Source organism: Mycobacterium shottsii (assembly GCF_010728525.1).
GTDB lineage: Bacteria > Actinomycetota > Actinomycetes > Mycobacteriales > Mycobacteriaceae > Mycobacterium > Mycobacterium marinum.
The window spans coordinates 1,294,822-1,307,691 of the sequence record NZ_AP022572.1; the positions used below are offsets into that span (position 1 = coordinate 1,294,822).

A 12,870-nucleotide genomic window follows, 5' to 3' on the forward strand; every position below is an offset into this window, starting at 1 on the left:
TGTATCGATAGCGAGACGTTGATGACCTCGATATCCACTTCGCGTCGCGGTGCCCCGAATTCCGCTGTGCACTCCGCCGACGCCGCCGTCCTGGATTCGGCCCATACCGGCGACATCGTCGGTGCGTTCGGCCGGATCCGGCGGGATGGCGACGGCGTAGCTTCCCGGCGATGGCAGCGTCTGCGGACCCTGATGGTCATCAGCGGGCCCGGGCTGATCGTGATGGTCGGCGACAACGACGCCGGTGGTGTCGCCACTTACGCTCAGGCCGGCCAGAACTACGGGATGACCCTGCTCTGGACCCTGGCCTTGCTGATCCCGGTGCTGTACGTGAACCAGGAAATGGTGTTGCGCCTGGGTGCGGTCGTAAGGGTCGGGCACGCGCGGCTGATCTTCGAGCGCTTCGGCAAGTTCTGGGGCGCGTTCAGCGTCGGCGACCTGTTGATCCTCAATGCGCTGACCATCGTCACCGAATTCATCGGCGTATCAATGGCCCTCGGCTTTCTCGGCTGCCCGAAGGCGGTCGCCATCCCGGCCGCCGCGGTGCTGTTGTTCGCGGTGGTCGCCGGCGGCTCATTTCGCCGCTGGGAGCAGATGATGTTTCTGCTGATCGCGGTCAACGTGGTGATCATTCCGATGGCGCTACTGGTGCATCCGACGTTCTCGGGGACGGTGGGTGGTTTGGTGCCACGCTTCCCCGGAGGACTGGACTCCACGGTGCTGTTGCTCATCGTGGCGATCGTCGGCACCACGATCGCACCATGGCAGTTGTTCTTTCAGCAGTCCAACGTGGTGGACAAGCGCATCACGGCGCGCTGGATTCCCTACGCACGAGCGGATCTGCTACTCGGCATCGTCGTGGTGATCGTCGGGGCGACAGCGCTGATGGCGGTGACCGCATTCGGCCTGGCCGGCACCTCCGACGTCGGCCACTTCAGTGACGCGGGAGCGGTCGCAACGAGTTTGACCAACCACTTCGGCTCCACCGTGGGCATCCTGTTCGCAGTCGTGCTACTCGACGCATCGCTGATCGGCGCGAACGCCATCGGGCTGGCCACCACCTATGCCGTCGGCGACGCGATGGGCAAAAGGCACTCGCTGCACTGGAAGATCAGTGAGGCCCCGCTGTTCTACGGCGGCTACGCGGCGCTACTTGCGATTTTAGCCGCGGTAGCGTTCAGCCCCGACTACGTGCTCGGCTTGGTGACCCAGGGTGTGCAGGCCCTCGCCGGCATCCTGCTACCGTCGGCAACGGTATTTCTGGTGTTGCTCTGCAACGACCATGCGGTACTGGGTCCGTGGGTAAACACCCTGCGGCAGAACATCATTGCTTGGACCACGGTCTGGTGTCTGGTCTTGCTGTCGCTGGCGCTGACGGTAACGACCTTCTTTCCGCGCCTGTCGACCGCCGCCATCGAGATAGGTCTGGTGGCCGGCGCGGCGATCGGCATGATGGGTGGCGCTGCGGTGCTTATCACCGGCCGCCGGCGCAGCGACCGACGCGACGCGGAGGCCATCTCGAAATCCCTGGGCGGCGGGCTAGATCCCGGGGAGGTCGATGAGATCAACGACGCCAAGTTGCTCAGCCGTGCCGAACGGCGTGCCATTCGCCAACAGGACCGGGCCCAGTGGTGTACCCCCAATCTGACCGACCTTGCCCGCCCGGCCATGTCGCAGGCACACCGGCTGGGCCTATTCACCCTGCGGGCCTACCTCGTGGTCGCGGTGGTGCTGGTGGTTGTCAAGGTGGTGCAGGCCGGGATCGGCTGACCGGCCGGATGATTCAGCCGGCAGCCAGCACCGTTGTGCGCGCCGGAAAGACTAGCCGACCACCTCGATCGGATCGCCGACGTTGACGCTGTCGAAGTACCACGCCGCGTTATCCGGGCTCAGGTTGATGCACCCGTGGCTCACATTGGCGTAGCCCTGTGAGTTCATCGACCACGGCGCCGAATGGACATACACTCCGCTCCACGTGACCCGAACCGCGTAGGAGGCGGTGATCATGTACCCGTCCGACGAGTTCAGCGGGATGCCGATGGTGCGGGAGTCCATGACAACGGTGCGCTCTTTGGACAAGGCGGTGAAGCTGCCGATCGGAGTGGGGCGACTGGGCTTGCCCATCGACGCCGGCATGGTGCGCAGCACGTCACCGTTGCGGCTGACGGTGAAGGTGTGCGCGGAGATGCTGGCCACACCGAGCAGCTCGTCACCGGTCTCGAAGCCGGTGGTCAGTTCCTGCACCCCCACCGAAACGCGCGTGTGGGTGGGCCAGTATCGGTCCGGCACCCACTGCACGACGTTGCTTTGGACCCACTGGAAGTGTCCGGTCATGTTGCTCGGTGAAAGGACGTGAATGGTCCGTTGGGCGGCGCGGCGGTTGGTCACTGGCGCGGTGAACGTCACCACCACGGGGTGCGCCACTCCTACCACCGCGCCGTTCGCGGGCAACACCGAAGCAACGCCCGGATTCGGCTCTGCGGCCGGCAGGGCCGCGGTGGCGGGACTGCCCGCTGCCACGACCGCCAATACTGTAATCGCAACCATAACGAATAGATAACGAATTATTCGACGCATGGCGTCCGCCCTTCGAGATGGTGCGAGCAACTAAACGCATTCTAGTTGTTAGGTGCCCACTCGCGGGGTGTAGCAAACAATTCTCAGTTAGCCTGGGGGTCGGGATTCGGGCCCATATTCGGGGTCTCGGGTGAAACCCCTCGGTGCGCCGAAAATCAATCCGGAATTGACGTTGACGCAGATTCCGGGGTCGGATTCGCTGGTAGCGATACCGATTCCGCGTACGTCCGGGCTGGCTCGTCGCGCCGCGCCTGCGGTCCAACCGCGCTGCGGGGTAACGAGAACCGCCCAATGGCGCGCGGATCTTGTCGCGACGGTGCAGGACCTGGCGGCCCAATCGGGGACCGGCGGGCGACAACGGTCCGGCGGGGCGGTAGCCTCAGCGAATCGGTACCCATGACCGAGGAGGTGTCAGTGCTCTTCCGTCAACTGGAGTACTTCGTCGCGGTAGCTCAGGAACGCCACTTCGCCCGGGCGGCGGAGAAGTGTTACGTGTCGCAGCCCGCCCGTGATGCATCAAGTCAAGATGCCTGCGAAACCTGGTTCATGCATCAGGTAAGGAATGCCCGCGAAATCTGGGTCAGGTGGTGGTCTTGCTTTTGATGCGGATGCCGGCTTTGAGGGCGGGTAGAGCGGCGGGGTAGAGCTGTTCGGTCTTGTCTTTGGCGAGTCTGAGCAGGGCGGCTTGCAGGTCGGCGATCTGGCGGGCGATCGCGGCGGGGTTGAGGCTGTTGCGGTAGGTGAGCAGCTCTGTTTGTTGGGCCGCTGAGAGGACTCCGGCGGCCAGCAGCCGGTCCAGGGGGTCTGGGGCTTGTCGTAGAGCCGGCGGCGGTGACCGTCGCGGCTGCAGCCGTAGCTGATGGGTTTGATGGTGGGGGTCAGGTAGTTGAGCCGGTCGTTGACCAGGTGCCACAGCCGGTTGAGCACGGCGCGTTCTTCGTCGGTGTCGTAGCGGTAGTAGAACCCGTAGCGACGCACGAGGTGGTTGTTTTTGGACTCGATGGTGGCCTGGTCGTTCTTCTTGTAGGGTCGTGAGCGGGTGAAGAAGATCTCCATGTCCGCGGCCCACTTGATGACCGCCTTATTGAGGAATTCGGTGCCGTTGTCGAAGTCCAAACCCGTTACCTTATAGGGATTTTAGTAATTCCGGTTTTGAGGGCGCCCAGGATGTGGGGTGGGCGTTGTTGCGCACCGTGCGGGTGAACACCCAGCCGATGTGCATGTCGGTGAGGTTGACCGTGCGGGCGAACTCACCTTTCAGTGTCGGGCCGCAGTGCGCCACGGTGTCGCCTTCGAAGAACCCCGAGATTCTTCGGCCTCATCGCCTGCTTTGCAGATGGTGATCGAGGACCGCAGCAGCGGGGAGGGTTTCGTCGTCGACACACCGAGATCTGGTCGCGGGCCTTGGCGCCGCGCAGGTAGCGGTCGATCGTGGCGCTGCTCATCGCCAACAGCTCGGCACGCACCGCCGGGCCGTAACGGTCACGGCCGTCCACCAGTTCGCCGTGGCGTTCTAGAGCATCCAACTGAAGTGCCATGGAAGCGGCCAGGTACCGGCCGCACTGCCCGCCTGAGGCCGCCCACACCTTCTGCAACACCTTGAGCGCATCCTAGGAGTACTTCGGATTGCGTTGCCGGCGAGTCTGTTTGGCGACCTGCCGACCCGCTCCCGGCGGCGCGGCCGCCGCCCTCAACCGCCGCCGGGCGTTGTCACGCGACCAGCCGGTGACCGCCACCACCTGATCCAGAATCTGCCCCTTGTCCGCCTTCGGTGCCCCCACATACGCCCTGGCGAACTTCGCGGTGATCTCGGTCCGAGACGACATCGACAGCCCACTTCCCATGCCTGCCAAGGATCGACCGTTTCGCGGGCATTTTTACGTGATGCACCGAGGGCGCTTCACGGGCATTTCTCGTGATGCTTGCCGCCGCCTTGTCCTCGGCAATCGCCAAGCTCGAACGTGAACTCAACGTCACCTTGATCAATCGGGGCCACAGCTTCGAGGGGCTCACCCCGGAGGGTGAGCGGTTGGTGGTCTGGGCCAAGCGGATCATCGCCGAGCACGACGCCTTCAAGGCAGAGGTGGACGCGGTGCGATCGGGGATCACCGGAACGCTGCGTTTGGGCACCGTTCCGTCTGCCTCGATAACTGCGTCGCTGGTGCTGTCGGACTTCTGCTCGGCGCACCCGTTGGTGAAGGCGCAGATCTGTTCCCGGTTGGCGGTCACCGAGCTGTACCGGCGGCTGCGTGACTTCGAGCTGGACGCCGCCATCGTGTATACGTCCTCCGACGATGGTCATGACGTTGACTTGGTGCCGCTGTACGAGGAGCGCTATGTGCTGCTGGCGCCGCCGGAGATGTTGCCCCCTGGCGTGTCGACGCTGAGCTGGCTCGATGCCGCGCAGCTACCACTGGCCCTGCTCTCCTCGGATATGCGAGACCGGCAAATCATCGACGCGGCCTTCGCCGACCACGCCATCACGGTCAGTCCGCAGGTTGAAACCGATTCCGTTGCTTCGCTGTTCGCTCAGGTCGCCACGGGGAATTCGGCGTCCATTGTGCCGCACACCTGGCTATGGACCACACCCGCGGGCGGTGAGATACGCCCGGTCCAACTGGTCAGCCCGGTGGTGAAAGCCCAGGTCGCCTTGGCTACCAGTTCCACCGGGCCTGGATCTCCCGTCGCCAGGGCGCTGATGACCAGCGCCCAGGGGCTCGCGTTGGATGAGTTCTTCCAAACGCGGCTGATGGAGATCAGCCGCCGGCGCTGACCCGCGCTGGGGTGGCCGCGCTAGTGGGATTCAGGCTGGCTAGGTGCCCGCTCTCCACACCGGCGGCCGGGTCGAGTTCGCAGTCGATGACGGTGGGTCCGTTGGATGCGAGCGCCGCGGTTAGCGCCGACCGCAGCTCAGTCGGGGTGGTGACGTGATATCCCTTGCCGCCGAATGCTTCTGCGATCAGCTCGTGGCGTGCGTGGGCGCTCAACACAGTGGGGGCGGGGTCGTTGGTACTGGCGTCTGTGGCCTGGGCCTTGGTGGCCTCGTCGCCACGGTAGACGCCGCCGTTGTTGAGGATGACCACGGTGACGGGAAGGTGGTAGCGGCAGATGGTCTCGACCTCCATGCCACTGAAACCAAATGCACTATCCCCTTCGATTGCGACGACGGGCCGGCCGGTCTCCACCGCGGCCGCGATGGAGTAGCCCATGCCGATACCCATCACCCCCCACGTTCCCGTGTCGATACGGTGACGCGGCAGCTGCATGTCGATGACATTGCGGGCCAGGTCTAGCGCGTTGGCGCCTTCATTGACCACATACACGTCGGGATTATCTTGCAGCACAGTGCGAATGGCGCCAAGCGCGTTGTAGAACCGCATCGGGTGCGGATCCTCGGCCAAGCGTTGCAGCATTTTTGCTTCGTTGCGTGCCTTGCGTTCGGCGAGCTCGGTGGTCCACGGGGCCCTGGTCGCGATCGGATGCCGGGCCAGGCCGTCGGACAATGCCGCCATCACCGAGCCGATGTCACCGGTCAGTGGCGCGGCAATCGGGCGGTTGCTATCGAACTCCGATGCCGCGATGTCGACCTGGATGAACTTGGCGTCGGCCGACCACTGCGGTGACTCGCCGTGGCCGAGTAGCCAATTCAGCCGAGCCCCGATCAGCAGGACAGCGTCGGCGCGGGCGATGGCAAGCGAGCGAGCCGCCCCCGCGGAGCACGGATGCGAATCCGGCAGTAGCCCCTTGGCCATCGACATGGGCAGGAACGGAATTCCGGTCGTCTCGATGAACTCCCGGATCGCGTTGTCGGCCTGTGCGTATGCCGCGCCTTTGCCCAGCACGATCAGCGGACGTTGGGCCTGGCTGAGGATGGTCAGTGCGCGATCGACGGCCTCGGGTGCAGGCAACTGCCGCGGGGCCGGGTCGACGAGGCGCCAAACGGTCGCCGCGGCGGCCGTCGCGTCCATCGCCTGACCGAGTACCTCGCCGGGGACGTCGAGGTAGACCCCGCCCGGGCGGCCCGAGATCGCGGTGCGCAACGCGCGGGCAATGCCAAGCCCGATATCTTCGACCCGATTGATCCGGTACGCGGCTTTCGCGAATGGGCGGGCCGCGTTGAGCTGGTCGATCTCCTGATAGTCGCCACGTGCCAGATCCACGATCGCCCGCTGGCTGGACCCGGAAATCTGGATCATCGGGAAGCAGTTGGCGGTTGCGTTGGCCAGTGCGGGCAGCGCGTTGAGGAAACCCGGGCCCGACGTGGTGAGGCACACCCCGGGCCGGGCGGTCAGGAAGCCTGCGGCGGCCGCCGCGTTGGCGGCGGAGGCTTCGTGGCGGAATCCGATGTAGCGGATTCCGCGGGCCTGCACGGTGCGCGCCAGGTCGGTGATGGGGATGCCGACGATTCCGTAGATCGTGGCGACGTCGTTGGCTTTGAGTGCGTCGGCCACCAGATGGAAACCATCGGTCAATCCGCCTGCGGCTGTCGCGTCGCTGGGAGATGCCGATTGTGTGGTCATGGTGGCGACTCCTCGGGTGTGTTGGTGGCCGGTGGCTTGATCACCACTCTTATCGGGTGCCCCCGCTGTGTCCAAGACCGGTTCTCTATCCGACGATTCACTCCGTCTATCGAGCGGCGGCCACGGCGTAGGCCGGCACCACCGCGACTCGATAGCCGTCGGCTATCGACTGGTAGCCGGTCAGTATTGGACAACGCGTACCGATCACCGGCAGGGTGCTGATCAGGTGCCAACTGCACCGGTAATACCTGGAGGGAGTGCACGCGATGGCATCGGACTCGATCACCAGCGGCCAGGCAGTGGCCGCGCACGTCGGGACTCAACCCTGCGACTCGGCCGCCGGCCCTCGGCTGGCGGACCTGGTGGAGCTGGCGGCGGCCCAGCTGCCGGAGGCAACCGCGGTCATCTTCACCGCCGATCGTGTCGCGGTCAGCTATCGCGACCTGGTCCGCCTGGTCGACGACCTCGCCGGGCAGCTGACTCGGGCCGGCCTGCGGCCGGGGGAGCGGGTGGCGTTGCGCTCGGGCAGCAACCTCGAGTTCGTGGTCGCGCTGCTGGCCGCGTCACGCGCGAATCTGATCGTCGTTCCGCTGGATCCGGCGCTGCCGGTCGCTGACCAACGCGCCCGCGCCGGGGCCGCAGGGGCACGCGTGGTGCTCATCGACGGCACCGGACCCGGCGACCGGGATGAACCGGCGGTTCGATGGTGGCCGATCGCGGTGAGTGTGGCGCGCGATACCGGCATCCTGTCGGTCCATTTGGACGCCGCCGGCGAGCCTACCGCGGTGGCGTCGGCGCCCCAGGGGCTGCGGGCCGACGACGCCATGATCATGTTCACCGGGGGAACCACGGGGCTGCCGAAGATGGTTCCCTGGACGCGCGCCAACATCGCCACCTCGATACGCTCCATCATCGCGGGATATCGGCTGAGTCCACAGGACGCGACGGTTGCGGTGATGCCGCTGTACCACGGCCACGGCCTGATGGCCGCGTTGCTGTCGACCCTGGTCTCGGGGGGCACGGTGCTGCTGCCGGCTCGCGGAAAATTCTCGGCGCACACATTCTGGGACGACATTCACGTCGCGCACGCCACCTGGTACACCGCGGTGCCCACGATCCACCAGATCTTGTTGGAGCGCGCCAAGACGGAACGGGAAGCCGACTCGTCCGGCCGGACTCGCGCCGCATTGCGCTTCATCCGCAGTTGCAGCGCGCCACTCACGCCCGAAACCGCGCAAGCGTTGCATGACGAGTTCTCCGCCCCGGTGTTGTGCGCATTCGGCATGACCGAGGCCACCCACCAGGTGGCAAGCACCGGTGTCGAGGGCAGCGGCTGCGACGAAAACCCCGCTGAGTCAACCGGTCTGGTCGGTCGATCAACGGGGCCCGAAATCCGGATCGTCGGGCCCGACGGGCATCCGGTCGGGCCCGGCGCCGTCGGCGAAGTCTGGTTGCACGGCCCCACGGTGGTGCGCGGCTACCTCGGTGACCCGAAGATCACCGCGGCAAACTTCACCGACGGCTGGCTACGCACCGGCGACCTCGGAACCCTGTCGCAGGCGGGCGACCTCAGCATCCGCGGCCGGATCAAGGAACTGATCAACCGGGGCGGGGAGAAGATTTCCCCGGAACGCGTCGAAGGGGTGCTGGCCAGCCACCCCGGGGTGCTGGAGAACGCGGTCTTCGGCGTCCCCGACGCGCTCTACGGGGAAGCGGTCGCGGCGGTGATCGTGCCGCGTGAGCCCGCGCCCACTGCGCAGGAACTCACCGAATTCTGCCGGGAGAAGCTGGCGTCCTTCGAAATTCCGGCCACCTTCCAGATGGCCAGTGAGCTGCCGCATACCGCGAAGGGGTCGCTGGACCGGCGCGCGGTGGCCCAACAGTTCGGCGGGCAGGCCTAAGTAGGGTCCCGGCGCCGAAGCGATGGAACCCCAGGCGGCCTGCGCGCCGGAATCGCCGACCCGGTAGGTCGCGACGAGCGTGGCCGCGGCGGCGACGATCACCAGCGCGGTGATCGTCAGGTGCGTCGCGGTGTTGACCGCACGCCCCCGTTCCCGGCGAACATGCATGACCACCAGCAGGGCGACGGCCAACGCCTGGACCGCCATGAAATAGGTCAGGGTCTCACCGAGTTCTTGGTGCTTTTCTACCAGCGGTGACGGGCCCAGCCGAGCCTGAAGCCATGCACCGGCGTCAGCGGTGATCGGGGTCGCGATGAGTGTGATGACCGCCAGCAGCAGCGTCAGCCAGACAAATCGCTGCCGTGCCGGTGTCCACAAGGCACACACGATGGCCAGGATCGCGGTCAGCGGACCCAGCACCACGACCAGGTGATTGAGCAGGATGTGCGCGGGCAGTCCGTTGATGGTCGACATGAATCCGCCGGGCCGCTATGCGTGAGTCTTCACGCGGGCGGCGGCGGATTCGGGCATCGGCTCATAGCGGGCGAAGGAGCGGGTGAACGACGCCGCCCCGTGGGCCAGGGAGCGCAAATCGATGGCGTACCTGGTCAATTCGACCTGCGGCACCTCGGCCTTGACCACCGTGCGTTCGTGGCCCACCGTGTCGGTGCCGAGCACCCGGCCGCGACGTCCGGACAGGTCGCCCATGATGGTGCCGACGTAATCGTCGGGCACGAGCACCGCGATCTCGTCGATCGGTTCCAGCAGCGTCACCCTGGTTGCGGCGGCCGCCTCTCGCAGCGCCAGTGAACCGGCCATCTGGAAGGTGAAATCCGATGAGTCGACGCTGTGGGCTTTGCCGTCGAGCAGCGTCACCCGGATGTCGACAACCGGGTACCCGGCGTGCACGCCCTTGGCCATCTGGGCTCGGACGCCCTTCTCCACGTTGGGAATGAACTGACGTGGCACCGCTCCACCGACCACCTTGTCGAGGAACTCGAACCCCGAGCCCTCCGGAAGCGGTTCCACTTCGATGTCGCAGACCCCGTACTGGCCGTGCCCACCGGACTGCTTGACGTGCCGGCCGTGCCCCTTGGCGTTGCCGCTGAAGGTTTCGCGCAACGGCACCCGCAGCTCGACGGTGTCGACGGTGACGCCGTATCGGTTGGCGAGCGCGTCGAGTACCACGCCGGCATGGGCCTCGCCCATGCACCAGAGCACGATCTGGTGGGTCTCCTGGTTCTGCTCGATGCGCAGCGTTGGGTCTTCGGCGGCCAGCCGGCTCAGTCCGACCGCGAGTTTGTCCTCGTCGGTCTTGGCATGGGCTTCAATGGCCATCGGTAGTAGCGGCTCCGGCATGGTCCAGGGCTTCAGCACCAGCGGTTCGGACTTGTCCGACAGGGTGTAGCCGGTTTCGGCCCGGCTCAGCCTGCCGATCGCGCAGATGTCACCGGCCACCACTTTGGTGGCCGGACGTTGCTGTTTTCCGAGCGGAAACGACAGCACCCCGATGCGTTCGTCCTCGTCGTGGTCAGGGTGTGTGCTGGCGGCCGCGCCGTTCCCGTTGGCACTGCCGAAAAAGGATGAGAAGTGACCTGACACGTGAACCGTGGCATCGGGCTTGATGGTTCCGGCGAAGACCCGGACCAGGCTGACCCTGCCGACGTAGGGGTCCGACGTCGTCTTGACCACTTCGGCGAGCAACGGCGAGTCAACGTCGCAGGCCAAGTCGGCGTGGGTGGCGCCCTGTGGGGTGAAGACCTCCGGCAGCGGATGTTCGCGGGGCGAGGGGAAGCCCCGCGTGGCAACTTCGAGCAGTTCCAGCGTGCCGACACCGGTGCTGGCGCACACCGGGATCACCGGAAAAAACGAGCCCCGCGCAACGGCCTTCTCCAGATCCTCGATCAGGATCGATTCGTCGATCTGCTCGCCACCGAGGTAGCGCTCCATCAGCGACTCATCCTCGGACTCTTCGATGATTCCCTCGATCAGGGACCCGCGGGCCTCCTCTATCCGGTCGACGTCCGAAGCTCCGGGTGCCGTCTCGCAGCGCGTGCCGTTTGCGTAGGCGTACTGGGTTTGGGACAACAAGCCGATCAAGCCGTCGCTGGTCGGTAGATACAGCGGCAGTACTTTGTCCCCGAACGCGATCTGGGCGGCAGCCAACGCCTCCGCGTAGTTCGCTCGCGCGTGGTCGAGTTTGGTGATCACCACCGCCCGCGGCATGCCAACCTGGCTGCATTCTTGCCAGAGCGACTTCGTCGGCTCGTCCACACCCTCGTTTGCCGCGATGACAAATAGCGCGCAGTCCGCGGCGCGCAGCCCGGCGCGCAGTTCACCCACGAAGTCGGCATAGCCGGGGGTGTCGACCAGATTGACCTTGATGCCCTGGTGTGACAGTGCGGCGACAGCCAGGCCGACCGAGCGCTGTTGACGGATCTCCGCTTCGTCGAAGTCGCAGACCGTGGTGCCGTCGGTTACCGAGCCGGGGCGAGAGAGCACTCCGGCGGACACCAAAAGCGCTTCTACGAGGGTGGTTTTCCCGCCCCCGGACGGTCCGACCAGAACCACGTTGCGGATAGCGTCCGGACCTTCGGCGGTAGGCGCAGTTCCCGAACCCGAGGAACTACCCGCTCTGTCGGCCATGACTTGCCTCCCGTTCTTCCCGGGGTTGTCCGCCCACTCCCGTACGCGGTGTGTTCCAGCCCACAGGACGCAGTAGCAACTTTTCTCTCAACTGCCCCGCAACATAAGGGTCGGTAACGGGCGCCTACCGGAGCGGACCGGAGACCAGATGCCACCACGCGCGGGGCGGGTCACGCGTGCCAGCTGGACCAGCGCCGCACGGCTACGCAGATAACCGGCCCATCCAGCAGCATCGATTGGTATTGGGCGTACTTTGCGCGCAGCAGCCGGTAACCCGTGTGCAGCACCGCTCCGGCTGGATGGATTTGGGCGACTCCGTCGGCGCGGACCCACCACAACTGCGTCCAGTCGTCGTCGTAATGGTCGACCAGCAGGCTGACTTGCGGCGTGCGCTCAATGTTGGTGAGCCGGCGCAGCCTGCGGGTGGATTTCGGCTTCGCGTCGACGGCAGTGAAGATCAGGTCGTTGTCGACCGCGAAAACCACCGGCACCACATGGGGAATGCCCTCGGGTCTGACCGTTGCCAACCGCGCCACCGGGGATTGTGTGAACCTGACCGCGGGGTCGAACACTTCGCCCACCGGCCCAGCCTACGGCCCGGAGTGGGGCCGGTCGGTCTGGCCGGCGCGCTACCGTTGCTCGATGCGGGCGGAGACTCAGATCGCCAACCTGCTCTATCGCTATGCCGAATGCATCGACGCCGGCGATTTGCCGGCGGCCGCCGCGCTCTTCGAGCACGCCCGCATCCGAATCGCCGCGGACGGTGATCAGGACGGCGGTCAGGACACCGTCGATGCGGCGGGATTGTTGAAGATCTGGGAGGCCCTGATCATTGTGTATCCCAACGGGACGCCGCGCACCAAGCACGTGGTCAGCAATCCGATCATCGAGATCGACCCGCAGTGCGGAATCGCTCGTTGTCGCAGCTACTACACCGTTTTTCAGCAGGTCGACGACTTCCCGCTACAGCCGATCGTCACGGGCCGCTACCACGACCGTTTCGCCTGCGTCGACGGCAAATGGCGGTTTTCCTACCGCGACCTGACTCTGATCGACATGGTGGGTGACGTCAGCCACCACCTCAGGTATGCGCTGGAGCCCGGTCCGTCGACCTCGGCGAATAACCGGCGATCTGGGCCTTAGCAAGGCCACACATCGCTATCCTTGGACTATTCTCGTAAGACTAGTTTTTGCTGCCCGGACCTGAAGGCTGGGACAATTCTCTG

General features: G+C 65.7%; 11 protein-coding genes and 3 pseudogenes. 5 read left to right on the top strand and 9 right to left on the bottom strand.

Annotation, left to right across the window (positions count from 1 at the left end; all coding sequences use genetic code 11):
- The first annotated feature begins 21 nt into the window (after positions 1-21).
- Positions 22-1,770, top strand: a complete 1,749-nt coding sequence (locus G6N41_RS06100) for an NRAMP family divalent metal transporter (protein ID WP_198966881.1) — start codon at positions 22-24, stop codon at positions 1,768-1,770.
- A gap of 51 nt (positions 1,771-1,821) precedes the next feature.
- Here the strand turns inward: G6N41_RS06100 and G6N41_RS06105 are convergent, their stop codons facing one another.
- Positions 1,822-2,577, bottom strand: coding sequence for a L,D-transpeptidase (locus tag G6N41_RS06105; protein ID WP_198966882.1), 756 nt, complete (start codon positions 2,575-2,577; stop codon positions 1,822-1,824).
- 414 nt (positions 2,578-2,991) lie between these two features.
- On the opposite strand from G6N41_RS06105, the pseudogene G6N41_RS29920 reads away from it, so the two are divergent.
- Positions 2,992-3,084 (top strand): annotated as a pseudogene (locus G6N41_RS29920) (LysR family transcriptional regulator); the annotation flags it as partial.
- Between the two features lie 9 nt (positions 3,085-3,093).
- Here the strand turns inward: G6N41_RS29920 and G6N41_RS28105 are convergent.
- From G6N41_RS28105 to G6N41_RS06130, 4 genes are all read right to left on the bottom strand, one after another.
- A complete protein-coding gene (locus G6N41_RS28105) occupies positions 3,094-3,693 on the bottom strand; it encodes a hypothetical protein (RefSeq protein WP_231608859.1) in 600 nt (199 codons plus the stop codon).
- A gap of 10 nt (positions 3,694-3,703) precedes the next feature.
- Entirely contained in the window at positions 3,704-3,859 is a 156-nt protein-coding gene (locus tag G6N41_RS06120) for a hypothetical protein (RefSeq protein ID WP_198965232.1), read from the bottom strand.
- Positions 3,828-4,115, bottom strand: a complete 288-nt coding sequence (locus G6N41_RS06125; protein WP_198966883.1) for a hypothetical protein — start codon at positions 4,113-4,115, stop codon at positions 3,828-3,830. The genes G6N41_RS06120 and G6N41_RS06125 overlap by 32 nt, the downstream gene beginning before the upstream one ends.
- A 72-nt stretch (positions 4,116-4,187) precedes the next feature.
- Positions 4,188-4,403: a hypothetical protein gene (locus tag G6N41_RS06130; RefSeq protein ID WP_198968093.1), complete on the bottom strand. Its 216-nt coding sequence runs from the start codon at positions 4,401-4,403 to the stop codon at positions 4,188-4,190.
- Between the two features lie 104 nt (positions 4,404-4,507).
- Here G6N41_RS06130 and G6N41_RS06135 point away from each other — a divergent pair.
- Positions 4,508-5,350: pseudogene (locus tag G6N41_RS06135) on the top strand (LysR family transcriptional regulator); the annotation flags it as partial.
- Here the strand turns inward: G6N41_RS06135 and oxc are convergent.
- Positions 5,334-7,097, bottom strand: coding sequence for an oxalyl-CoA decarboxylase (gene oxc / locus G6N41_RS06140; RefSeq protein ID WP_020731403.1), 1,764 nt, complete (start codon positions 7,095-7,097; stop codon positions 5,334-5,336). The pseudogene G6N41_RS06135 and the gene oxc sit on opposite strands and share 17 nt — an antisense overlap.
- A 266-nt stretch (positions 7,098-7,363) precedes the next feature.
- Between oxc and G6N41_RS06145 the strand changes: the two genes are divergently transcribed.
- Complete coding sequence (locus tag G6N41_RS06145) at positions 7,364-8,998, top strand: FadD7 family fatty acid--CoA ligase (protein WP_038578402.1); 1,635 nt, start codon at positions 7,364-7,366, stop codon at positions 8,996-8,998.
- Here G6N41_RS06145 and G6N41_RS29710 read toward each other — a convergent pair.
- The 3 genes and pseudogenes from G6N41_RS29710 to G6N41_RS06155 all read right to left on the bottom strand — a co-directional run.
- Positions 8,999-9,472: pseudogene (locus tag G6N41_RS29710) on the bottom strand (DUF2231 domain-containing protein); the annotation flags it as partial.
- A gap of 15 nt (positions 9,473-9,487) precedes the next feature.
- A complete protein-coding gene (locus tag G6N41_RS06150; protein ID WP_198966884.1) occupies positions 9,488-11,644 on the bottom strand; it encodes an elongation factor G-like protein EF-G2 in 2,157 nt (718 codons plus the stop codon).
- Between the two features lie 170 nt (positions 11,645-11,814).
- A complete protein-coding gene (locus tag G6N41_RS06155; RefSeq protein ID WP_198966885.1) occupies positions 11,815-12,225 on the bottom strand; it encodes a TIGR03668 family PPOX class F420-dependent oxidoreductase in 411 nt (136 codons plus the stop codon).
- 61 nt (positions 12,226-12,286) lie between these two features.
- On the opposite strand from G6N41_RS06155, the gene G6N41_RS06160 reads away from it, so the two are divergent.
- On the top strand, positions 12,287-12,787 hold the full coding sequence (locus G6N41_RS06160; protein ID WP_011742303.1) for a nuclear transport factor 2 family protein: 501 nt from the start codon (positions 12,287-12,289) through the stop codon (positions 12,785-12,787).
- The last annotated feature ends 83 nt before the right edge of the window (positions 12,788-12,870 follow it).